Here is a 22,476-nt window from a genome sequence, read left to right on the forward strand (position 1 = left end):
CCTCGCAGCCCTATCAACAACCAAGCGACGATTCGGCGAGGTTGTAGATGTGGATTCTGTTGGGGCTGATCCTGTGGCTTGCGACTGCACCGGCCACCCGGGCGGTTGATCTGCAGCCTGCCGAGATGCCCCCGGCCGATTTCTCCATGCGCCAGTATATCGACAGCAAGGGATGCGTTTTCCTGCGCGATCCCGGCGGAAGGTGGCTGCCGCGCATTGCGCCCGATGGCGGGGTGATCTGCGGCTATCCTCCAAGCCTTTCGCAACGCGGGTTCGGCGGACGTCCCCGGTTATCGGCCCTTGACCCGCAGCTTGGAAAGGACCCTGCCGAGACGCTGCGCGAACGGCTGGTGACGGCGGTCGTGACCAATCTTCGCGAGGGAGAGGGAGCATGGGATGCACGTGCGATGGAGCCTCTTCCCGATCTCGGGCCAGAGCCCGCCGACACCTCTCCGATCGATATCTTGAGGCAGTCGTTGCGTGCGGCACCAGTACTCCGGCAAGGCATGGCCCGCGAGTTCCGCCCAGATCTGCGCCTATGCGAACTTCTTGGTTATGACAGGGCCGAACCGGTCCCTGCGGGTACAGGAATCGATCCGGCGATGGGCTACTGCACGGGAATGAGGCCCATCGAACGGCACGCCCCCCACGCGCCATCTGAAATTGCGCCGCGCGGCGGGACCGCCCCTGCGATGCGCCAGCCCAAGGCAGATCGACCGGGGCGTCGGGCCAAGACGGGCCAGCCCGCCGCGATGCCGGTCGCAAGGCCCGAGGCGAAGGAGGCGGTCAGTCAGGTGCTCCTGGACCCAGGGGCGCGTTATGTGCAGATCGGCCGCTACGTTGATGCCGAAGAGGCCGAACATGCGATCCGCCGCGCGTCACGGTTGGGTTATCCGCTGCGACGCGCCCGCGACGGCGTTGGAGGGGCGCATCTGGTCCTTGCCGGACCTTTTGATTCGCGCGAATCGATCATCCGGGCGCTTGATGGTGTCCAGCGTGCGGGATTTCGCGATGCCACCCCGCGCTAGGCGCGGCTACTGATCGCAAATCTCCTGCAGCGCAACCCAGTCGCGTGTGCTCAGCACGGGTTTCGGGGCGGCGGTGCGGAAGGGATCGGCCTCGATCAGTCCCAGCACCGCCTCGCCAGTCGGGTCCAGGGACCGCGCGTAGGGTTCACTCGAAATCGAGGCGCGTGCGAAATAGCCAAGCACGGCCTCGTCCTCCGCCTGGACTATCGGATCGGACAGCAGTTTCTCGCCATATCCGGACAATGCACCTGCCGGGAGACTGCCCTTGGTCAGAAGATGAAACGTGGCCCTTGGGCCGGCATAGCGCAGCGCATCCAGCATTGGATCGGAAGCGGCTGCAACGGCTTGGGCCGCAAGGATGTGCCCGGCTGTCACTTCGGGTTCGACGCCTTCCGCTATCACGTCATTGCCGATCACCGTCAGAGGGCCGGGCAGTCGCCTCGCGCCCTTGAGAGGTGTGGGCAGAACCGCCAAATCAGCATCAGGCCCGATCAGGCGGGCGGCGAGGCGATGACGAACCATGTCTCCTGCGGGTCGGGAGCATGCACCGCCGACGGCTTTCTCGAGCTCGGCCAGGACGATCCGCCCGATCTCGCTGCGCTGCGCCGGCGGTGCGATATCTGCGGCATGGCGCATCAATGCCGGCGGAACCCAGATGGTCGCGGCAAAGGCTATGGCACCGATGGTCGCGACCACAATCCAGTTGCGCAGGCGGCGGCTGGGGGGGCGGTTGGCCTCGATCACATTATGGATCTTCTCGATGGCCGAAATCATGAGATCGTCCTCGATCTCGAGCAACTCGCCATCATTGCGACCGGGGGCGTAGCGCGCCGGCATTTTTCCAGGATTGAGCCTGATGACCGCCGGCAGCGACCAATGCGTCAGTGGTGTGTCGGATTTCAGATCGGTCACGATCAAAGTCGCGTCTCCGAACGAGACGATGACGTCACGCAGGTCGGCTTCCGGCGCCTCGCGCCAGCTTCCTGCGGCTTCAAGCCGCTGATATTTGTTCAGCGCGGTCATTCTTGCGCCACGGGCTCCCGCTGCACGAATGCGAGCATATGTGAACGCCCGGCACCGTCAACATGGGTGCTGGCGCCTCGTGCGCTTTTGCGGGAACGAGCCGCCACAGAAAGTGAGGGCTCGGAATGCCGCAGCGGCGGGATCTGCCGATGCAAGTTCACGCGAAGTTCGGAATCCTGGACCTCAGCCGTTCTCGGGCACCGGAATGCCGCGATCACGCGCGAGTTCCCGGATTCGGTTCTGAAGCTTTTCAAAGGCGCGCACCTCGATCTGCCGGATCCGCTCTCGCGAGACCTCGTAGCGGGTCGACAGGTCTTCAAGGGTCATCGGATCGTCGCGCAGGCGACGTTCCATCAAGATGTCCTTTTCTCGGTCGTTCAGCACATCCATGGCAGAAATCAGCAGTTCGCGGCGGGCGTGCAGCTCATCGGCTTCGGCAAAAGCCTCGGCCTGGTTTGCATCCTGATCCTCGAGCCAGTCCTGCCATTGTGCGGCGGATTCGCCGTCGCCCGAACCAACGCTTGCATTCAGCGACGCATCGCCGCCGGAAAGTCGGCGGTTCATATCGATGACTTCCTGTTCCGAGACGTTCAGGTCATGCGCGATCTGCGCCACGTTTTCGGGCCGCAGGTCGCCTTCCTCCATCGCGCCAAGCTTGGATTTTGCCTTGCGAAGGTTGAAGAACAGCTTCTTCTGCGCCGAAGTGGTGCCCATCTTCACCAATGACCAGGAACGCAGGATGTATTCTTGGATCGAGGCCCGGATCCACCACATCGCATAGGTCGCAAGCCGGAAGCCCTTTTCAGGGTCAAACCGCTTCACGGCCTGCATCAGCCCCACATTGGCCTCGGAAATCACCTCGGCCTGAGGCAGGCCATAGCCGCGATAGCCCATCGCGATCTTGGCGGCGAGCCGCAAGTGGCTTGTCACCAGCCGCTTGGCCGCCTCGGGGTCCTCATGATCCACCCAGGCCTTGGCCAGCATGTATTCCTCTTCCGGTTCCAGCAGGGGAAACTTGCGGATCTCCTGCAGGTAGCGGTTCAGGCCCTGTTCAGGGCTGGGGGCTGGAAGGTTCTCGTAGTTGGCCATGTGAAAATCCCTTTCCCGCGCAGTGGCGGGTCTGTGAGAACGCGATCATGGCGTGCCCGGTTCCGCGAGGGAAGGCCCCCTTGCCGAACCGGCACGCAATATGTCCAGAAGTTCTGCCATGTCGGATGGCAGGGTGCTGGTGAAGGCCAGCTTTTCGCCGCTGACCGGATGTTCGAAGCCAAGCTCGGCGGCATGCAGCGCCTGACGCGGAAAGGCCGCGATCGCCGAGGCGGCATCAGCCCCAAGAGCCTTGGCAGAAGGTTTGCGGGAACCACCATAGACCGGGTCGCCGACCAGCCCCAGTCCGGCATGTGCCATATGCACGCGGATTTGATGTGTCCGCCCGGTTTCCAGGCGACACTCGACCAGCATGGCAGAAGGCGGGGCGCCAAAACTCTCGACCAGACGCGCTCGGGTAACCGCATGTCGACCGCGTTCAAAGCTGACCGCCTGGCGCTGGCGGTCGCTGGGATGGCGGCCAAGCAGGGTGGTGATGCGAAGCACGCCGCCGGGTTCGAAGGCGAGCCCTTTCAGACCGCGCAGACGGGGATCGGCGGCGTCAATCATGCCATGGGCGATCGCCAGATAACGGCGATGCGCCGAATGATCCGCGAATTGACGCGCGAGCCCCTGATGGGCGCGATCGGACTTTGCCACGACGAGCAGGCCCGAGGTTTCCTTGTCGATGCGATGGACAATGCCGGGCCGAGCTGCTCCGCCGATCCCCGACAGACTGTCGGCGCAATGCGCAAGCAGCGCATTGACCAGCGTACCGTTCGGGGCGCCGGGGGCGGGATGGACGACCATTCCCGCTGGTTTGTCCACCACGATCAGTTCGTCATCCTCGTAGGCAATGTTCAGCGGAATCGCTTCGGGTAGGGCCTCAAGGGGTTCGGGCTCTCCGATCTCGACGCGGTATTCGCCCGGCTCGGCCTTCGCCTTGCCATCCGAAACCGGTCCCGACGGACCGCAGACCGCGCCCTCGGCGATCAATTTGCTTAGGCGCGAGCGGGACAGGGCAGCCTCCTCTGGCGCGAGGCTGGCTAGGGCCTTATCAAGCCGATCGGACAGTCCCTCGGGGACCAGGATGAGGATTTCGGACATGGCACGGGATGATAGGGCGGAACCGGGGGCCGAGGAAGCGCTGCCGATGCTGCGCTGGCTGCGTATCCTCGTGACCTCGCTGGCCGCGGTGATGGGGATCGGGGTGCTTGCGATCGTCGCGCTGCTCTGGCTGCGCCTATCCGAGGCGCCCTTGCCGGAACTGCCCGAACAGATCGCGCTGCCCGAGAATGCGAAACCCGCGGCCGTCACCTTTGCTCGCGACTGGGTCGTCGTGGTGACGGAAGCGGGTGAGATCCTGCTTTACGACAAGCAGGGCGAATTGAAGGATCGCGTTTCGCCTTAGGACTTGGCTTCAAGCGCTTCGATCTTGGCGCGCAGTTCGGCGTTCTCGGCACGGGCCTTGATCGCCATCTCGCGTACCGCTTCGAATTCCTCGCGGGTCACGAAGTCGCGATCGGCCAGCCAGCGGTCGAGCCAGTTGTTAAACGCGGTCTGTGCCTCGTCCTTAGCGCCCTGAGCCACGCCCATGGCATTGGTCATCAATTTCGAGAGATCGTCGAAGAAACGGTTGTTGGCGGTCATGGCGGGCCTTTCGATTTCCGGTTGCCCCCTATATGGCCCCGGCATGGCCGCGGTTCAATCGGGGTCCGCATGTTGACACCGACCCCTGCGCGGCTAGCCTGCGCGCGGATGACCAGGCCCGCACGAGGACCCCATGATCCCCTTTCCCGACATTTCCCCCGAAATCTTCACCATCGATCTTTTCGGCATGTCGCTTTCGCTGCGCTGGTACGCGCTTGCCTATCTCGTGGGACTGGTCGTCGGCTGGCGGATCCTGGTCTGGCTCATGCGACGGCCCGCGGTCTGGGGCGACCGCGCCCCGATGCGCCCTGAGCAGGCCGAGGAACTGCTGAGCTGGGTGGTTCTTGGTGTGGTCCTGGGCGGGCGCCTGGGCTTCGTGCTGTTTTACGAACCGGCCTATTACCTCGCCAATCCAGGCCAGATCCTGCAACTTTGGCACGGCGGGATGTCATTCCATGGCGGCTTCCTGGGCGTGGTCGTGGTTGCCTGGCTCTACTGTAGGCGTCACGCCATCCCGCCGCTACGCCTTGCCGACGCGCTTTCCGTCGCCGCCCCGATCGGGCTGGGGCTGGGGCGCGTCGCCAATTTCATCAATGCCGAATTGTGGGGCCGCCCGACAGATCTCCCCTGGGGCGTGATCTTTCCGGGCGAGGCCGCGCAATTTTGCCCCGGCGTAACCGGGATCTGTGCCCGCCACCCGAGCCAGCTTTACGAAGCGGCACTGGAAGGCGTTCTTCTGGCCCTTGTCCTGTTCGGGGTCGTGCGCCGCGGCGGGCTACGCCGTCCGGGGCTGGCGCTGGGTATCTTCGTCATGGGCTACGGCATCTCGCGCTTCATCGTCGAGTTCTTTCGTCAGGCCGACGCACAGTTCATCACCCCCGACAATCCGTTGGGTCACGTCGTCGGGGGGCCTTTGCTGGGGCTCAGCATGGGGCAGGTTCTGTCGCTGCCGATGATCATGATCGGTCTTGTCTTCTTGCTGCGCGCAAGATCGCGTCCGCCGGTGTCGCGGGCGACGGCATGACACCACTTGCACGCCTGATCGCCTCGCGCATCCGGCTCTCCGGTCCGATGCGGCTGGATGAATACATGGATATCTGCCTGCTCCATCCCGAGCATGGCTACTACGCCACGCGCGATCCGTTTGGCGCGGCGGGGGATTTCACGACGGCCCCCGAGATCAGCCAGATGTTCGGTGAAATGATCGGGCTGGCCCTGGCTCAGGCCTGGATGGATCAGGGCGCGCCCAGCCCATTCACCCTTGCTGAGATCGGTCCGGGGCGTGGGACGCTTATGGCCGACATCCTGCGCACGATCCGCATCGTGCCGGGCATGTCCGAGGCGGCTCGCGTGGTGCTGATCGAGGCCTCGGCCCATCTGCGCAGGGTCCAGCAGGACAGGCTGGGTCCTGTCACGCATCTCGATCATGTCGCGCAACTGCCTAAGGGACCGCTTTTTCTGGTCGCGAATGAATTCTTCGATGCGCTTCCGATTCGCCAGTTTCAGCGGATGGATCAAGGCTGGGCCGAGCGGATCGTGGCGCTGGATCCCGATGGAATGCTGACCCTTGGGCTTGCCGCACCCGAGCCCGGGCCCGACGCGCCTGTAGGCACGATCCGGGAAGCCTGTCCTGCCGCCGGTCCCATTGCATCCGAGATTGCGCGGCGGATCTCCGAAGAGGGTGGCTGCGCCATTCTGATCGACTATGGCAATTGGGACGGAAACGGCGACAGCTTCCAGGCGCTGCGCCTGCACAAACCGGAAAATCCGCTGGAAAACCCGGGCGAAGCAGACCTGACCGCCCATGTCGACTTCCTGCCGATTGCCTTGGCGGGAAGGGCGGCCGGGTCTCGCGTCTCGCGGATGGTTACGCAAGGCGAATGGCTTTCGCGGCTGGGAATCGCCGCCCGAGCCGAACGTCTGGCGGCTGCCGGCGACAGTGGTGCAAAAGCCGCGCTTCATCGCTTGACCGCACCGGGTGAAATGGGTCAGCTATTCAAAGTTCTGGCATTCTGGGCGCCAAATGCCGCCGATCCGCCCGGTTTCGAACCCTTGGAGCCTGATGCAAACGACGCTTGAGATACTGACCCATCCGCTGCTCGAACCTGTGCGGCATGGTTTTTTCACCCGCCGCGGGGGAGCTTCCTCCGGCCTCTTTGCCGGGCTGAATTGCGGCTATGGCTCCAGCGATCAGGGCGAGATCGTCTCGATCAACCGTGGGCGTGTCGCCGACGCCATGGGGGTCACGATTGACCGGCTCGCGACCGTCCACCAGGTGCATTCGCCCGACGTGGCCGTGCTGCGCAAGGGCGATCTGCCTGCGACCTTCGCCAAGATTCGCGCGGACGGGATCGTGACCGACCAGCCGGGCGTCGCCCTTGCCGTTCTGACTGCGGATTGCCAGCCGATCCTGCTGGCCGATCCGGATGTGGGCGTCATCGGTGCTGTCCACGCGGGTTGGCGGGGGGCGCTTGGCGGGGTGATCGAAGCAACGGTGGGCGCGATGACGGATCTGGGCGCGGCCCATATCCGTGCCGTCATCGGCCCCTGCATCAGCCAGGGCGCCTATGAAGTCGGCGAAGGCTTCATGGAGGACGTCTTGGCCGAGGACCCCGGCCATGACCGCTTCTTTTCGGGCGGGCCGAATGGCAGGCCGATGTTCGACCTGCCCTCATTCGGGCTGATGCGTCTGCGCGAGGCCGGGGTCGAGGCGGAATGGACGCGGCACTGCACCTATTCCGATCCCGATCGATTCTATTCCTATCGTCGCAGCACGCATCAGAACGAAGCCGATTATGGCCGCCTTATTTCGGCCATCTCGCTGTAAGTGACCTCCGTATCAGGGGGTCGGGCGGGCGTCGCGCAATTGCTGCCGATAGCGGGTCTGGCTGTTCTTCAGATGCTGCCGCATCGCCTGTGCGGCCGCTTCGGGATCCGCATTCTGGATTGCAGCAAGGATCGCACCGTGTTCCTGTTCCAGCATCCGGCTGTAATCTGGCGCGGCGGCGACCTCTGCTTCCTTGGCCAGCATTCGGCGCGGAATCATGGCAATCCCGATCAGCTGCAGAATCTCGCTGAAACGGGGGTTGTTTGTGGCTTGCGCGATCGCGAGATGAAAGGCGAAATCCGCCTCGGAGGTCGGCTCGCCGGCCCGCGAAAGTTCGGTGAGGCGGTGATAGGCCTCGATGATGGCCTCTTCCTGGGCGGGTGAATGACGCAGGGCGGCAAGTGCCGCGGCATCTCCCTCAAGCGCGGTGCGCAATTCAAGGATTTCGATGATCGAGGAAACGCGGGCCGTGTCGACTTCACGAAACGGCAGGCTGGTTTCGGCCGCAGGCAGGACGAAGACCCCTGCGCCCTGCTTCGGCTCGACGATTCCATCGGCGCGCAGCGCGGCGATTGCCTCGCGAACGACGGTGCGACTGACCCCGAAATCCTGGGTCAGCCGCGATTCCGAGGGCAGTCGGTCGCCGGGCTTGTATTCGCCCGACTGGATCTGCCGACGCAAGGCATCGCGCACCGTGACGACAAGGGTGGCCCCTGCTGGCGTGTTTCCATCTTCTTTCATGCGGGGTCTCATTCCTTGGCTATCGTGCTTCATCCTGCTTATCGCAGTTCCGGACCGGATTGCAGGTCTTCCGGCAGCAGTTCTTCCGGGAAGTTCTGGTAGCTGACGGGGCGCAGGAAGCGGCGGATGGAGAGGGTTCCGACCGAGGTTGCGCCGAAATTGGTCGAGGCCGGGTAAGGTCCGCCATGGACCATGGAATCGACCACCTCGACGCCGGTCGGGAAGCCGTTGACCAGCACGCGGCCGGCCTTGCGTTCAAGGATCGGGCGCAGCTTCTGGGCATCGGCCAGGTCGCCTTCGTCCATGTGCAGCGTCGCGGTCAGCTGGCCCTCGAAGCCCTTGGCCAGCGTCACCATCTCGTCGACGGATTTCACGCGGACGATCAGGCCGAGCGGGCCGAAGACCTCTTCACCCAGCGCGTGGTCCTGCAGATAGGCCTCGGCGGTGGTCTCGTAGAGGTTCGGGTTGGCCTGGCGGTCGGCCGAGTCGGTCGCATAGACCGGGGTGACCGAGTTGCGGGTCTCAAAACGCTCCTTGCCATCGCGATAGGCTTTCGCGATGCCGTCGGTCAGCATGGTCTGCGGGCCGACTTTTTCCAGCCCGGCCCTGGCGGCGGCGGTGTAGCGGTCGGCATCCGGCCCGTCGATCACCACGGAAATGCCCGGATTGGTGCAGAACTGGCCCGCGCCCATGGTCAGCGACCCGGCCCAGCCTGCGCCCAGCTCATCGGCCCGGGCGGACATGGCCTCGGGCAGCAGGAACATCGGGTTGACCGAGCCCAGCTCGCCGAAGAAGGGGATCGGCTCGGGGCGCTGCGCGCAAAGGTCGAACAGCGCGCGGCCACCGGCAAGGCTGCCGGTGAAGCCCACGGCCTTGATGCGCGGATGCTGGACGAGCGCGGTGCCGACATCGCGGCGGCCGCCCTGGATCAGGCTGAAGACGCCGGGATGGACGCCGCATTTCGCGATCGCGGCGGCGACGGACTCGGCGACGATCTCGCCGGTGCCGGGATGGGCCGAGTGGCCCTTCACGACGACCGGGCAGCCTGCGGCCAGCGCGGCGGCGGTGTCGCCGCCAGCGGTCGAGAAGGCCAGCGGGAAGTTCGAGGCGCCGAACACCGCGACCGGGCCGATCGGACGCTCGACCAGGCGAATCTCGGGACGCGGTGCCGGCTTGCGATCCGGCAGGGCGGCGTCGAAGCGGCGGTCAAGATATTCGCCCTTGCGGATATGCTCGGCAAAGAGACGCAGCTGGCCGGTGGTGCGGCCGCGCTCGCCTTGCAGGCGGGCTTCCGGCAGGCCGGTTTCCTGGCTGCCGATCTGGGTGATGGCCTCGGCGCGGGCCTCGATCTCGTCGGCGATGGCGTCAAGGAAGGCCGCACGCTCTTCGCGCGAGGAATAGCCATAGCTCCAGAACGCATCCTCGGCCGCTTCGCAGGCCCGGTTCACCAGCTCGACCGTGCCGACGCTGAACGAATGCGCCGGGCCGGTCGCCGGTTCGGACTGGAAGCTCTGCTCGGTCGCGACCCATTCGCCAGCGATCAGATGTTTGCCATGAGGGGTGAAGGTCATTGCTCGCCATCCTTGTAGATCGGGAACTGGGTGAAGACGCCGCCCTGGTATTTCATGATCGGGGCATCCGCCGGAGGTCGCGGGACAGTCGCTTCGATCTTTGCACGGAAGTCTTCGGCATTGTCCTGCGCCTGCCAGCCCAGCCAGTCGAGGTGCGAATTGTCCCACCACCCGGCGTCATTGGCCGAAGCCCCCCAGATGATGGTGCAGCCCAGCCCTGGTGCGGCGAAGACAGTGCCGATCAGCGAAAGGAAATCGCCTTGCGAGAACCAACTGCCCAGCATGCGATGGTTTTCCGGCTCGGGCGTGCAGGAGCCGATGCGGACCAGCGCGGATTCCTGGCCGAACTTCTCGAAATACATCCGGGCAAGGGCCTCGCCGAAGATTTTCGAGACCCCGTAAAGGCTGTCTGGCCGGAAGGTGCAGTCAGCGGACAGGCGATCGGTCTGATCGTAAAAGCCAACGGTATGGTTCGAACTGGCAAAGATGATACGCGGCTGGCCATGCGCGCGCGCGGCCTCGTAGAGATTGTAGAGGCCCAGGATATTGGCCTGCAGGATCGGCGCGAAGGGGGTTTCGACAGAAACACCTCCAAGATGCAGGATGCCGTCGCAACCAGCGACCATGGCATCGACCGCCGCGGCGTCGCCCAGATCGCATTGCACGATCTCATCCTCGGGGAGTGCGTCGGGGATCGGCGCGATATCGGCAAGGCGCAGGGTTTCGGCGATGCCGCGCAGATGTGGGGTCAAAGCCCGACCAAGCCCGCCGGCTGCACCCGTGATCAGAAGTCTTTTCAGCATGACAGCTCTCCGAAGTATTTCGCGATCCATTGGCGGTCGCTGCTGACGGACCGTGGCCGTCTTGCCGGGGATAATTGCCAGCAAGCTCGGACGCGATCCGTGAAAGCGCCGGATCGACGGACGGATGGCCCAGGGGCATTCCGCCTGCAGACAGATCGTCCTTGACGCTCAACATATAATACAACAAGTGTCAACATATATGATATTCATTCAAAGGAGGATTCGGATGCTCACCGTCGAAACCCGCCAAGCCGTCCACCCCGAACATGCCAAGGCCATGAACACGGCCGAACTGCGTCGCCATTTCCTGGCCTCGGACATGTTCCGTGAGGGCGAGATCCGCTTGATTTATACCCATTACGACCGCTTCGTGATGGGTGGCGCTGTGCCCGCGGGCGCGAGCCTCGTGCTGGACCAGGTTGCCGAAACCAAGACCCCTTCCTTCCTTGATCGTCGCGAGATGGGCATTGTCAATGTCGGCGATACCGGGACCGTCGAGGCGGGCGGCGAAAGCTGGACGCTTGAGAGGGGCGACGTCTTGTACCTTGGCATGGGCGCAGGCGCGGTGACGTTTTCGGGGCAGGGGCGTTTCTACATCACGTCTTGCCCTGCTCATCACGCCTATCCCAGCAAGCTGGTGCGCCTAGCGGATAGCAAGGAGGTCAAGCTGGGTGCGGCCGAAACCTCGAACAAGCGCACGATCAACCAGTTCATTCACCCGCTGGTCATGGAAAGCTGCCAGTTGATTCTGGGCTATACCACGCTTGAAGATGGCTCGGTCTGGAACACGATCCCCAGCCATATTCACGATCGCCGCATGGAGGCCTATCTGTATTTCGGCATGGAGCCGCAATCGCGCGTGCTGCATCTGATGGGCGAACCGCAGGAAACCCGGCATCTGTTCATCGGCAACGAGCAGGGCGCCATCTCGCCACCCTGGTCGATCCATTCGGGCGCCGGCATCGGTTCTTACACGTTCATCTGGGCCATGGCGGGCGACAATGTCGATTATACCGACATGGACTTCATCCAGCCGGAGGATCTGCGTTGAGCCCGTTCTCGCTGGAAGGACGCAAGGCGCTCGTGACCGGCGCCAATACCGGCCTTGGTCAGGCGATCGCTCTTGGCCTGGCCCAGGCCGGGGCCGAGGTCGTCTGCGCAGGTCGCCGGGATGTCGAGGAAACCCTGTCGCTGATTTCGGCGGCAGGGGGCAAGGGCGCCGGGCTGAAGCTGGACTTCGCCGACCCGATGGTCGCAAGGGAGATTTTCGCCGGGCAGGGCTTTGATATCCTGATCAACAATGCCGGGATCATCCGTCGTGCCGATGCCGTCGAGTTCAGCGAAGCCGATTGGGACGATGTCATGGACGTCAACCTCAAGGCGCTCTTCTTCACCTGCCAGGCATTTGCGAAGGAACTGATCGTGCAGGGGAAGCCGGGCGCGATCGTGAACATCGCCTCGCTTCTCAGCTTTCAGGGTGGCATCCGCGTGCCGTCCTACACGGCCAGCAAGCATGGCGTCGCCGGACTGACGAAGCTGATGGCCAATGAATGGGCCAGCAAGGGCATCAACGTCAACGCGATCGCTCCGGGATATATCGAGACGAACAATACCGAGGCCCTTCGCAACGATGTGGATCGCAACCGCGCGATTCTGGATCGGATTCCGGCCGGACGCTGGGGGCAGCCCGAGGATATCGCGGGAACCGCGGTCTACCTATGCTCGAAGGCAGCCGCTTATGTTCACGGAGCGGTGCTCAATGTCGATGGGGGATGGCTCGCGAGATAACTTATCACACAAGTCGTATGATAAGTTGTTGACAGCTCGCGACCAACTCACGTATTCGTCTTGGAACCCTTATTCGGAGGAACTTCCCATGACGCCCGAACAGCTCAAGTCCGCACTCGGCTCCGGCCTTCTGTCCTTCCCGGTGACGCATTTTGATGCCGAGGGAGAATTTGCGGGCGACAGCTATCGCGCTCATGTCGAATGGCTCGCCGGATATGACGCTCCGGTTCTTTTCGCAGCTGGCGGCACGGGTGAGTTCTTCTCGCTCGCGCCGTCCGAAATCCCCGAGATCGTCGGCGCCGCCAAAGAGGTTGCCGGCAAGACCGCCATTGTGTCGGGCTGCGGCTATGGCACCGAAATGGCGATCGACATTGCCAAATCGGTTGAAAAAGTCGGTGCTGACGGCATCCTGCTGCTGCCTCACTACCTGATCGACGCGCCGCAAGAAGGTCTTTTCTCCCATGTGAAGAAGATCTGCCAGTCAGTCGAATTCGGTGTCATGGTCTACAACCGCGACAACGCCGTGCTGCAGGCCGATACTCTGGCTCGCCTCTGCGATGAATGCCCGAACCTGATCGGTTTCAAGGACGGCACCGGCGATATCGGGCTGGTTCGCCAGATCACCGCCAAGATGGGCGACCGTCTGATGTATCTGGGCGGCATGCCGACGGCAGAGCTGTTTGCCGAAGCCTATCTGGGTGCTGGTTTCACGACTTACAGCTCGGCCGTGTTCAACTTCGTGCCGGGCCTTGCGAACGAGTTCTACAAATCCCTTCGCGCTGGCGATCGCGCGAATTGCGAGCGCATCCTGAACGAATTCTTCTATCCGTTCATGGCGATCCGCAACCGCGCCAAAGGCTATGCCGTTTCGGCCATCAAGGCAGGCGTGCGGCTGCAGGGCTTTGATGCCGGTCCGGTCCGCTCGCCGCTGAAGGATCTGGACGCGGTCGAAATGGAGATGATGGCCGCCCTGATCGAGCCCTATCAGCGCAAGGCCGCCGCCTGATGAAGATCGCCGCCATTCGCACCCATCTGCTGGAACACCGGCTGGAGGTGCCCTTCGAAAGTGCCTCGATGCGGTTCGATCGCAGGGCGCATGTTCTGGTCGAGATCGAGTGCGATGACGGCACAGTGGGCTGGGGCGAATGCCTTGGCCCCGCCCGCCCCAACGCTGCCATTGTGGCTGCCTACGCGCCGTGGCTTATCAGCCAGGACCCGCTGGCGACCGAGCGGCTTTGGGCCACGCTTTACAACGCACTGCGCGATCAGGGGCAGCGCGGCCTGACCGTCACGGCGCTGTCGGGCATCGACATGGCCCTGTGGGACATCAAGGGCAAGGCGCTTGGTGCATCGGTTTCGACGCTTCTGGGCGGGCGCTGGCGCGAATCCGTGCGCGCCTATGCCACTGGCAGCTTCAAGCGCGATGGCGTTGACCGGGTCGAGGATAACGCCTCGGAAATGGCGCAGCGCCGCGCCGAGGGCTTTCATGCCTGCAAGATCAAGATCGGCTTCGATCCGGCCGAGGACCTGCGCGTCATCCGTGCCGTGCGCGAGGCGATCGGCCCGGACATGCGGCTGATGATCGACGCAAACCACGGCTATACCGTTTCCGAAGCGATCAAGGTCGGTCGCGCCGCTGCCGAATATGACATCGACTGGTTCGAAGAGCCTGTCGTTCCCGAGCAGCTTTCGGCCTATGCCGAGGTGCGTGCCGGCCAGCCGATCCCGGTGGCCGGGGGCGAGACCTGGCATACCCGCTGGGGAATGTGGCCCGCGATCCAGTCCCGCGCCGTCGATATCCTGCAGCCGGACATCGCAGGCTGTGGCGGGCTTTCGGAGGCGATGAAGATCGCGGCCCTCGCTTCGCTGCAAGGCGTGCGGATCGTTCCCCATGTCTGGGGCACCGGGGTCCATATTGCCGCCGCGCTGCAATTTATGGCGGCGCAGGTGCCCGATCCGGTCCGGGTGAACCCGGTCGAGCCGATCATGGAGTTCGATCGCACCCATAACCCCTTCCGCCAGGCCGTGCTGAACACCCCGATCGAGGCGGTTGATGGGCTCGTCAGCATTCCCGACGCGCCGGGCCTTGGTATCGAGGTCAATCGCGATGCGCTGGCCGAATTCAGGATGCCTGACGCATGATCGAACGCAAGCTCACCGGGGCCCCGCCGCGCAATGCCTTCCCGCGGGGCGCCGTCGACACGCAGATGCACATGTATCTGCCGGGCTATCCTGCCTTGCCCGGAGGTCCGGGATTGCCCCAGGACCCGCTGCCCGATGCCGCAGCCTATCGTCAGGTGATCGATTGGATGGGGATCGACCGGGTCATCATCACCCAGGGCAACGCCCATCAGAAGGACAATGCAAACCTGATCGCCTGTCTCGATGAGATGGGTGATTGCGGATTCGGCGTTGCGGTGATCGACGAAACAACCCCGGATACCGAAATCGCACGTCTGTCGGAGAAGGGTATCGTCGGCGCGCGAATCATGGATCTTCCCGGAGGAGCCGTGAACCTGCGGCATCTCGAGACAATCGATGCCATGGCGCATGCCGCAGGTTGGATGATTGCCGTCCAGTTCAATGGCTCGGACCTGCTTGAGCATATGCCTCGCCTCATGGCGCTGAAGTCGCGCTGGGTCTTCGATCATCACGGCAAGTTCTTCCGGGGCGCCACGGCGGATAGTCCCGAAATCGACGCCGTCCTGAAGCTGATCGATCACGGAAATTGCTGGTTCAAGTTCGCGGGCGTTTACGAAAGCAGCCAGGAGGGCTGGCCCTTTGCCGATATCGAGGGGCTATCGCGTCGTGTCGCCGAACATGCGCCTGAACGCATCGTCTGGGGCACGAATTGGCCGCATAACGGGGTTTCGCGCTCGGTGGACTATCCCGACGAGGTCGAACTGGCCGAACTGGTGCTGGATTGGTTGCCCGGCGGCGCGAGGGACGGCGTCCTGGTGACCAATCCCCAAGAACTTTATGGATTGCCGTCTTTCTGAGGCGGTAAATTACGCAGGTAACAATAACTCAGATCTGGGAGGACTGAACATGAACCTGACCCGTACGCTGCTTGTCTGCGGTACGATCCTTGCCGGTGGCGCCAGCGCCGCCGCTGCGGCGGATTGCGAAGTGACCCTTCGCTCGGCCGATACCCATCCGAACGGCTATCCGACCGTGGAAGCGGTGCGCTGGATGGGCGAGCAGGTCAAGGAAAAGTCGCAGGGTCGCATCTGCGTCGAGGTGTTCCCCGCCTCGGAACTGGGCGAGGAAAAGGATGCCATCGAGCAGACGCAGTTCGGCGTCATCGACATGGTCCGCGCCTCTTTCGGCCCGTTCAACAACCTTGTCCCCGAGACGCAGATCGTTTCGCTGCCCTACATCTTCCGCTCGGCCGAGCATATGCACCACGTCATGGACGGCCCCATTGGCGAACAGATCGCCCAAGGTTTCGCCCAGCATGATCTGGTGGTCCTTGGCTATTACGACGGCGGCGCGCGCAGCTTCTACAACAGCAAGCACCCGATCAAATCCGTTGATGACCTCAAGGGCATGAAGTTCCGCGTCATGCAATCTGATGTCTTCGTGGACATGATGTCGGCGCTTGGTGCCAATGCCACCCCGATGCCCTATGGCGAGGTCTATTCCTCGATCCAGACCGGCGTGATCGACGGCGCCGAAAACAACCAACCCTCCTATGACACATCGGGTCATGCCGAGGTGGCCAAGTTTTACACGCTGGACGAGCATCTGATCATGCCGGAAGTGCTGGCCGTCTCGAAAATCAGCTGGGACAAGCTTTCGCCCGAGGATCAGGCGCTGCTGAAGGAAGTCGGCGCGGCATCCGTTCCGGTCATGCGCGAGCTTTGGAACGCAAAGGTCGCCGAATCCGAAGCTGCGGTCGAAGAGGGCGGTGCCGAGATCGTCCGCGATATCGACAAGCAGCCCTTCATCGACGCGATGGCCCCGGTCTACGAGAAATACGTCTCGACCCCCGAGGCCAAGGAGCTGGTCGAAAAGATCCGCGCCACCGAATGAGACAATTGGGCGGTGCCAGAGCGGCACCGCCTTTCTACCTTCAAGGAGCGCGCGATGCGTGACTTTCTGATTGCGGCAGAGCGGTTGACAAGTCGGCTGGCAACCGCCGCATTGTATCTGGCAGGCGCGGGCCTGGTGCTGATGACGCTGATCGTTTTCGCGCAGGTCTTCGTGCGCTATGTTCTGAACAACAGCCTGCACTGGGCCGAACCGTCGGCCGTGCTGATCATGGGGTGGTTCATTTTTCTGGGGGCTGCCGTCGGCATCCGCGAGGGAACCCATCTTTCCTTCGATGTACTTTTGATGGTCATGCCCGCCTGGCTGCAGGGGATCATGCACACGATTTCCGACATCGCGATCGGCGGCTTTGGCATTGGCATGACGCTTTACGGCTGGAGCCTTGCCGCTAAGGCTTCGTCCAATGTCATTCCTGGCCTCGGCGTCTCGCGGGCCTTCGACTTCGCTCCCATCATCGGCGGCGGCATCCTGCTTGTGCTTTTCGCGCTGGAGCGTGTCCTGCGCCGGCTCGTTGGCTTGCGCACCCTTCGCTTCGGCGATCTGGTCGAGGAATAAGCGAATGGAACTGTTCATTCTTTTCGGCAGCTTCACGTTTCTTCTGCTGATCGGCACGCCGGTGGCCTTCTGTCTGGGGATCGCGAGCTTCGCGACCGTTCTCTATCTGGGCCTGCCTCCTGTCGTCGTCTTCCAGCGGCTGAACTCGGGTGTCTCGGTCTATGCGATGATGGCGATCCCGTTCTTCATCTACGCAGGCGATCTCATGGTGCGCGGTGATATCGCACGGCGTCTGGTCGCGCTGGCTGGCGGGCTCATCGGGCATTTGCGGGGTGGCCTAGGGCAGGTGAATATCCTTACATCGGTGATGTTCGGAGGCATTTCTGGCTCGGCCACGGCCGATGCTTCGGCCATTGGCGGGCTGATGGTGCCGCAGATGAAAGCGCGGGGCTACAGCGCCGACTATGCCGTGAACATCACGGTGACGAGTGCGATCATCGCGCTGATGATCCCGCCTTCGCACAACATGATCATCTATTCGATCGCGGCGGGCGGGCGATTGTCGATCGCGGATCTGTTCACGGCGGGGATCGTTCCGGGTGCCATTCTGGCGCTGTCGCTGATGGCCGTGGCGTGGCTGGTCGCGTATCGGCGCGGTTATCCGACCGAGGCATTTCCGGGCTGGGCCATGCTGGGCCAGATGCTTGTGACCGCCTTGCCGGGACTGATCCTGATCGGCATCATCTTCGGCGGCGTGCGCTCGGGGGTGTTCACGGCTTCGGAAAGCTCGAATATCGCGGTAGTCTATGCCCTGATCATTACGGCATTGGTCTATCGCACGCTCAGCTTCCACGAGTTCGTCGAGGCGACGCTTGGCGCGGTCCGCACCACGGCGATGGTGCTGATGGTGATCGGCTCGGCGGCCTGCTTCGGCTGGCTGCTGGCCTATCTGCGCGTGCCGACCCAGATGGTCGAGTTCCTGCAGCAGGTTTCGAACAATCCGATCGTCATCCTGTTGCTCATCAATGTCATGCTGCTGGTGCTGGGCACATTCATGGACATGTCGCCGCTGATCGTGATCACCACGCCGATCTTCTTGCCGGTTGCGCAGGCATTCGGGGTCGATCCCATCCATTTCGGCGTGATCATGATCCTGAACCTGGGGATCGGTCTTTGCACGCCACCGGTCGGGTCGGTCCTGTTCGTCGGCTGTGCGGTTGGTCGGATCGGGATAGGTCAGGTCATGAAGACGATCTGGCCCTTCTATGCGGCTGCATTCGGCACACTGATGCTGGTGACCTACATCCCGGCTCTGTCGCTCTGGCTGCCCTCGGTCTTCAAGTGATTGGGATGGGCCCGCCGCGAGGCGGGCCTTTTCAGTTTCCGGTAAGCTTTTCTTCCTGTTCGCTTTCATCAAGCCGCATGAACCCGCCATGGCGGCTTTTCTCGATTCGGCGCATATGCTCGCGGGGCGAAAGGCCTAGCGTTCGCTTGAACATCCGCGAGAAATAATAAGGGTCGGCATACCCTACCTCGGTGGCGGTGGCTGACACATTCAGCCCTGATTCCAGATGATGCATGGCGCGCTCCATGCGCTTGTATTCCTGATACTTGCGGGGGGTTCGGCCGACACGGCGCTGAAACTCGCGCAGGAAATAGTCGCGATTATAGGGGGCTGCCTCGACGGCGCGGGTCGCGCTTTCGGGGTCGATCGGATTGGCCGAGATCATGGTTGCCGCCTTCATCACGGCGAGATCAAGCGCGTGCGCCCCTTCGGGCAGATAGGTCGCGCTGTCGCGCCAGCTGATAAAGGCGTCGTCGATGAATGAGATCAGCAGCACCATGAACAGATGATGCTGACCCAGTGTCACAGATTCGGGGGGCGCGCTTTGACGGTAATGACGCACCATCGGTTCAAGCAGCGGCCATCGCGTCAGTCGAAGATGCGGTGTCAGCTCCATCTGGCCGACAAGGTCGTGAAGCCCGTAGATGTTCAGGGTGAAATGCTGCGCGACGCCCCGGTAGGTGTCGGGCCCTTCATTCCGTCCACGAAAGCGCTGACCGCGACGGATCAGCATGGCGTCGCCCGGCTCCATCACCCGGCTCTCGTTATCGATCAAGTAGATGCCCCTGCCTTCCAGGCAGATCACAAGATCGTCCACGGGGTTTGTCTTGTCGATTGCCCAAGTGGTCGAATGTTCCATCCTGATCGCCGCGCGGGTCAATGTCAGGCTCAGCGCAGAGGGTGGAATCGAGGCCAGAATACCACCTTCGATTTCGTCCATCTTTTTCCCCTCCTTTGTCAATTCAGTCTGCCCGCTGTTTGCGGTTATTTCACCCTTAGACAAGCAGTCGCTTACCGAATTCTGACAGGGAGGGGATCGGAGGCGGTCGGGGCGCGCAGAGCGCCCGATGCGCCATGCCCGGTCTGGAGGTTTACTTGCACGTTTTCGAAACATGCTCCGGCGTGACGCTGCGCCTTGCGGGGGGCTGCACATGAAGCAGCAGCGCTTCCTGGGACTGGCCTATCTGGCGCCCTATGTGATCGGCCTTCTGGTCTTCACCGCGATCCCGTTCATCGCGTCATTTTACCTGAGCTTCACGCGCTATGACCTGATGAGCGAGCCCCGCTGGACGGGACTGGCGAACTACGAAAAGCTCTTCACCCGCGATCGCACGTTCGACAAGTCGCTTTGGGTGACGCTGACCTATGTGTTCCTGACCGTTCCCCTGAAACTCGCCTTCGCGCTCTTCATCGCAGCGATCCTGAACTACAAGCTTCGCTTCATCAACTTCTTCCGCACGGCCTTCTATGTGCCATCAATCCTTGGTGGCTCGATCGCGATTGCCGTACTGTGGCGCTACATGTTTGCCAGCGAAGGGCTGGTGAACATGGCGCTGGCGACCATCGGGCTTAATCCGGTGGACTGGTTTGGCGATCCCACCAACGCGCTGTTCACCGTGACGCTGCTGCGCTGCTGGCAGTTCGGATCGGCCATGGTGATCTTCCTTGCCGCGCTGCAATCCATCGACAAGTCGCTTTACGAGGCCGCGGCCATCGACGGGGCCAGCAAGGCACGGGTGTTCTTCTCGATCACGCTGCCGCTGCTGACGCCGGTCATCTTCTTCAACCTGATCATGCAGATGGTCCAGGCGTTCCAGGAGTTCAACGGCCCCTACATCATCACGCAGGGCGGTCCGCTGAAATCGACCTATCTGCTGCCGCTCTACATCTATGACGAGGCATTCAAGAAGTTCAACATGGGCTACGCCTCGGCGATCGCCTGGGTGCTCTTCGGCATCATCATGGTCCTGACCCTGATCGCTTTCTGGTCGTCCAAGAAATGGGTCTTTTACGCCGGCGACAAAAGGAGCTGATCCATGGACGCGAACGTCATGCTCGATATGGACGCATTCAACGAGGCTCAGGCCACGAAGCGCGCGCGCCTTCGCCTGATCTCGACCACGGTCCGCTATGTGCTTCTTTTTGCGGTCGGCCTGATCATGCTCTACCCGCTGATCTGGCTTGTCGGTGCGAGCTTCAAGACCAATTCCGAGATCTTCTCGGGGGCGGGCTTCATCCCGCAGAACCCGACTCTCGACGGCTACATCAAGGGATGGGAAACCTCGACGCCCTACACCTTCGGGCGCTTCTTCTGGAACTCTTTCCTGATCATCCTGCCCAAGACCATCGGCACGGCGATCAGCTGCACGATGGCGGCCTATGCCTTCGCGCGCTTCGATTTCCCGCTCAAGAAGATCCTGTTCACCACGGTGATCGCGACGCTGCTGCTGCCGAACGTGGTGACGCGCATCCCGCAATATATCCTGTTCCGGGATCTGGGCTGGCTCGACAGCTTCCTGCCCTTGTGGGTTCCGTCGGCCCTGGCGGGGGATGCCTTCTTCGTCTTCATGCTGGTGCAGTTCCTGCGCTCGCTGCCTTCCGACATGGAAGAGGCCGCGCGGGTCGACGGCGCGAACAGCCTGCAAACGCTGGTCTATATCGTGGTGCCGATGCTGGCCCCGGCGCTGATTTCGGTCTGCCTGTTCCAGTTCATGTGGACCATGAACGACTTTCTTGGGCCGCTGATCTATCTGTCCTCGGTGGACAAGTATCCGGTCAGCCTCGCGCTCAAGCTTTCCATCGATACAACCGAAGCCTTCGAATGGAACCGCATCCTCGCCATGTCGGTCCTGACCATTGCGCCCGCACTCATCATCTTCTTCGCCGCGCAGCGCTATTTCATCGAAGGCATTTCCTCAGGGGGGGTGAAGGGCTGATGGCACGTGTCCAGCTTCGCAACGTCGAAAAAACCTATGGTGGCGCGGTCAAGGCCGTCCACGGCATCAACCTCGATATCGAGGATGGCGAGTTCATGGTCTTCGTGGGCCCCTCGGGCTGTGCGAAATCCACGACGCTGCGCATGATCGCGGGCCTCGAGGAAATCACCGGTGGCGAGGTCATCATCGGCGACCAGCGGGTGAACGACCTGCCGCCGGGCAAGCGCTCGATCGCCATGGTATTCCAGAACTACGCGCTTTATCCGCATATGAAGGTGCGCGGGAACCTTGGTTTCGGATTGAAGATCGCGGGCAAGTCGAAGCCAGAGATCAACGCCGCCATCAACGACGTCGCCCGCATCCTGGAAATCGAGCCGCTGCTGGACCGCCTGCCGAAGCAGCTTTCCGGCGGGCAGGCGCAGCGGGTCGCGCTGGGGCGTGCGCTGATCAAGAAGCCCAGCGTCTTCCTGTTCGACGAGCCGCTTTCGAACCTCGACGCCAAGCTGCGTGCGTCGATGCGGGTGCGGATCACCGATCTGCATCGCCGCCTCAAGGCCGAGGGCCTGTCATCGACGGTGATCTATGTCACCCATGACCAGACCGAGGCCATGACCATGGGCGACCGGATCTGCGTCATGCAGGCCGGCCGGATCATGCAGGTCGCGACGCCGAAGGAGCTCTACAATCACCCCGCCAACCTGTTCGTCGCGGGGTTCATTGGCAGCCCGGAAATGAACCTGCTGGATGGCAGCCTGCAAGCCGGGCAGTTCGTTGTCGGCAACCAGCGGCTGGCCCTGGGCGACGACGTCCTGTCGCGACTGTCCACGCAGCCGCAGGACGCGGTGCTGGGCATCCGCCCGCAGCATCTGGCGCTGGATCCGAACGGTCTGAAGGCGCGTCTCACCAATGCCGAGTTCATGGGCCACGAGGTCTATCTGCATGCCGAACTGGAAGGGCAGAAGATCATCGCCGTGGTCGGCACCGCCGAGTTCGAACAAATGGGCCGTGCCAGCACCATCGGCCTGAGCCCGATCGCCGAGCATATCCACATCTTTGACAAGTCCGATGGCAGCAACGTCTCGCTGGATCGGCACAGGCTGGCCGCCTGATCTGGGCCACAGAGGAGGAGA

Annotated in this window: 24 protein-coding genes; 16 read left to right on the top strand and 8 right to left on the bottom strand. The window is 62.8% G+C overall.

The features are described 5' to 3' along the window. Positions 1-47: 47 nt before the first annotated feature. Entirely contained in the window at positions 48-1,028 is a 981-nt protein-coding gene (locus tag RGQ15_RS07565) for an SPOR domain-containing protein (protein ID WP_311159605.1), read from the top strand. 6 nt (positions 1,029-1,034) lie between these two features. On the opposite strand, the gene RGQ15_RS07570 is transcribed toward RGQ15_RS07565, so the two are convergent. The 3 genes from RGQ15_RS07570 to RGQ15_RS07580 all read right to left on the bottom strand — a co-directional run bounded on the left by RGQ15_RS07570 (position 1,035) and on the right by RGQ15_RS07580 (position 4,244). Beyond that, on the bottom strand, positions 1,035-2,051 hold the full coding sequence (locus RGQ15_RS07570) for a hypothetical protein (RefSeq protein WP_311159606.1): 1,017 nt from the start codon (positions 2,049-2,051) through the stop codon (positions 1,035-1,037). A 183-nt stretch (positions 2,052-2,234) separates the two neighbouring features. Further along, positions 2,235-3,140 carry an RNA polymerase sigma factor RpoH gene (gene rpoH, locus RGQ15_RS07575; protein WP_311159607.1) on the bottom strand — a complete coding sequence of 302 codons (906 nt, stop codon included), beginning with the start codon at positions 3,138-3,140 and terminating at the stop codon, positions 2,235-2,237. Positions 3,141-3,185: 45 nt separating this feature from the next. Next, the gene (locus tag RGQ15_RS07580) at positions 3,186-4,244 is read right to left on the bottom strand and encodes a pseudouridine synthase (RefSeq protein WP_311159608.1); all 1,059 of its coding nucleotides are present in this window, start codon (positions 4,242-4,244) and stop codon (positions 3,186-3,188) included. Between RGQ15_RS07580 and RGQ15_RS07585 the strand changes: the two genes are divergently transcribed. Then, positions 4,243-4,548 carry a DUF6476 family protein gene (locus tag RGQ15_RS07585; RefSeq protein ID WP_311159609.1) on the top strand — a complete coding sequence of 102 codons (306 nt, stop codon included), beginning with the start codon at positions 4,243-4,245 and terminating at the stop codon, positions 4,546-4,548. The genes RGQ15_RS07580 and RGQ15_RS07585 overlap by 2 nt on opposite strands. On the opposite strand, the gene RGQ15_RS07590 is transcribed toward RGQ15_RS07585, so the two are convergent. Then, complete coding sequence (locus RGQ15_RS07590; protein WP_311159610.1) at positions 4,545-4,787, bottom strand: accessory factor UbiK family protein; 243 nt, start codon at positions 4,785-4,787, stop codon at positions 4,545-4,547. The genes RGQ15_RS07585 and RGQ15_RS07590 overlap by 4 nt on opposite strands. A 133-nt stretch (positions 4,788-4,920) precedes the next feature. On the opposite strand from RGQ15_RS07590, the gene lgt reads away from it, so the two are divergent. From lgt to pgeF, 3 genes are read left to right on the top strand one after another with little or no spacing between them, the layout of a single operon-like run. Continuing rightward, positions 4,921-5,811: a prolipoprotein diacylglyceryl transferase gene (gene lgt, locus RGQ15_RS07595; RefSeq protein WP_311159611.1), complete on the top strand. Its 891-nt coding sequence runs from the start codon at positions 4,921-4,923 to the stop codon at positions 5,809-5,811. Continuing rightward, complete coding sequence (locus RGQ15_RS07600) at positions 5,808-6,866, top strand: class I SAM-dependent methyltransferase (RefSeq protein WP_311159612.1); 1,059 nt, start codon at positions 5,808-5,810, stop codon at positions 6,864-6,866. The genes lgt and RGQ15_RS07600 overlap by 4 nt, the downstream gene beginning before the upstream one ends. Next, complete coding sequence (pgeF, locus tag RGQ15_RS07605) at positions 6,850-7,614, top strand: peptidoglycan editing factor PgeF (RefSeq protein ID WP_311159613.1); 765 nt, start codon at positions 6,850-6,852, stop codon at positions 7,612-7,614. Before RGQ15_RS07600 ends, pgeF begins: the two co-directional genes overlap by 17 nt. A gap of 12 nt (positions 7,615-7,626) precedes the next feature. Here the strand turns inward: pgeF and RGQ15_RS07610 are convergent, their stop codons facing one another. The 3 genes from RGQ15_RS07610 to RGQ15_RS07620 are packed head-to-tail and all read right to left on the bottom strand — an operon-like array spanning position 7,627 to position 10,729. Next, the gene (locus RGQ15_RS07610; protein ID WP_311159614.1) at positions 7,627-8,355 is read right to left on the bottom strand and encodes a FadR/GntR family transcriptional regulator; all 729 of its coding nucleotides are present in this window, start codon (positions 8,353-8,355) and stop codon (positions 7,627-7,629) included. Positions 8,356-8,393: 38 nt separating this feature from the next. Further along, positions 8,394-9,926: an aldehyde dehydrogenase (NADP(+)) gene (locus tag RGQ15_RS07615; protein WP_311159615.1), complete on the bottom strand. Its 1,533-nt coding sequence runs from the start codon at positions 9,924-9,926 to the stop codon at positions 8,394-8,396. After that, complete coding sequence (locus RGQ15_RS07620) at positions 9,923-10,729, bottom strand: NAD-dependent epimerase/dehydratase family protein (RefSeq protein WP_311159616.1); 807 nt, start codon at positions 10,727-10,729, stop codon at positions 9,923-9,925. The genes RGQ15_RS07615 and RGQ15_RS07620 overlap by 4 nt, the downstream gene beginning before the upstream one ends. A gap of 226 nt (positions 10,730-10,955) precedes the next feature. On the opposite strand from RGQ15_RS07620, the gene kduI reads away from it, so the two are divergent. The 8 genes from kduI (at position 10,956) to RGQ15_RS07660 (ending at position 18,410) form a co-directional block, all read left to right on the top strand. Then, positions 10,956-11,780, top strand: coding sequence for a 5-dehydro-4-deoxy-D-glucuronate isomerase (kduI, locus tag RGQ15_RS07625; RefSeq protein ID WP_311159617.1), 825 nt, complete (start codon positions 10,956-10,958; stop codon positions 11,778-11,780). Next, positions 11,777-12,517: a 2-dehydro-3-deoxy-D-gluconate 5-dehydrogenase KduD gene (gene kduD, locus RGQ15_RS07630; RefSeq protein WP_311159618.1), complete on the top strand. Its 741-nt coding sequence runs from the start codon at positions 11,777-11,779 to the stop codon at positions 12,515-12,517. The genes kduI and kduD overlap by 4 nt, the downstream gene beginning before the upstream one ends. Positions 12,518-12,605: 88 nt before the next feature. After that, the gene (gene kdgD / locus RGQ15_RS07635) at positions 12,606-13,523 is read left to right on the top strand and encodes a 5-dehydro-4-deoxyglucarate dehydratase (protein WP_311159619.1); all 918 of its coding nucleotides are present in this window, start codon (positions 12,606-12,608) and stop codon (positions 13,521-13,523) included. After that, positions 13,523-14,659, top strand: coding sequence for a mandelate racemase/muconate lactonizing enzyme family protein (locus RGQ15_RS07640; protein ID WP_311159620.1), 1,137 nt, complete (start codon positions 13,523-13,525; stop codon positions 14,657-14,659). Before kdgD ends, RGQ15_RS07640 begins: the two co-directional genes overlap by 1 nt. Then, positions 14,656-15,516 (top strand): amidohydrolase family protein, encoded by an 861-nt coding sequence (locus RGQ15_RS07645; protein WP_311159621.1) that lies wholly within the window; start codon positions 14,656-14,658, stop codon positions 15,514-15,516. The genes RGQ15_RS07640 and RGQ15_RS07645 overlap by 4 nt, the downstream gene beginning before the upstream one ends. Positions 15,517-15,571: 55 nt before the next feature. Then, complete coding sequence (locus tag RGQ15_RS07650) at positions 15,572-16,552, top strand: TRAP transporter substrate-binding protein (protein ID WP_311161059.1); 981 nt, start codon at positions 15,572-15,574, stop codon at positions 16,550-16,552. Positions 16,553-16,606: 54 nt separating this feature from the next. After that, complete coding sequence (locus tag RGQ15_RS07655) at positions 16,607-17,125, top strand: TRAP transporter small permease (RefSeq protein WP_311159622.1); 519 nt, start codon at positions 16,607-16,609, stop codon at positions 17,123-17,125. 4 nt (positions 17,126-17,129) lie between these two features. After that, a complete protein-coding gene (locus RGQ15_RS07660; RefSeq protein WP_311159623.1) occupies positions 17,130-18,410 on the top strand; it encodes a TRAP transporter large permease in 1,281 nt (426 codons plus the stop codon). A gap of 31 nt (positions 18,411-18,441) precedes the next feature. On the opposite strand, the gene RGQ15_RS07665 is transcribed toward RGQ15_RS07660, so the two are convergent. Continuing rightward, a complete protein-coding gene (locus tag RGQ15_RS07665; RefSeq protein ID WP_311159624.1) occupies positions 18,442-19,350 on the bottom strand; it encodes an AraC family transcriptional regulator in 909 nt (302 codons plus the stop codon). Positions 19,351-19,561: 211 nt separating this feature from the next. On the opposite strand from RGQ15_RS07665, the gene RGQ15_RS07670 reads away from it, so the two are divergent. The 3 genes from RGQ15_RS07670 to RGQ15_RS07680 are packed head-to-tail and all read left to right on the top strand — an operon-like array spanning position 19,562 to position 22,455. Continuing rightward, the gene (locus RGQ15_RS07670) at positions 19,562-20,443 is read left to right on the top strand and encodes a carbohydrate ABC transporter permease (protein WP_311159625.1); all 882 of its coding nucleotides are present in this window, start codon (positions 19,562-19,564) and stop codon (positions 20,441-20,443) included. A gap of 3 nt (positions 20,444-20,446) precedes the next feature. Beyond that, entirely contained in the window at positions 20,447-21,346 is a 900-nt protein-coding gene (locus tag RGQ15_RS07675; RefSeq protein WP_311159626.1) for a carbohydrate ABC transporter permease, read from the top strand. After that, positions 21,346-22,455, top strand: a complete 1,110-nt coding sequence (locus tag RGQ15_RS07680) for an ABC transporter ATP-binding protein (protein WP_311159627.1) — start codon at positions 21,346-21,348, stop codon at positions 22,453-22,455. Before RGQ15_RS07675 ends, RGQ15_RS07680 begins: the two co-directional genes overlap by 1 nt. The last annotated feature ends 21 nt before the right edge of the window (positions 22,456-22,476 follow it).

The sequence above is a fragment of the Paracoccus sp. MBLB3053 genome, assembly GCF_031822435.1.
Taxonomy (GTDB): domain Bacteria; phylum Pseudomonadota; class Alphaproteobacteria; order Rhodobacterales; family Rhodobacteraceae; genus Paracoccus; species Paracoccus aurantius.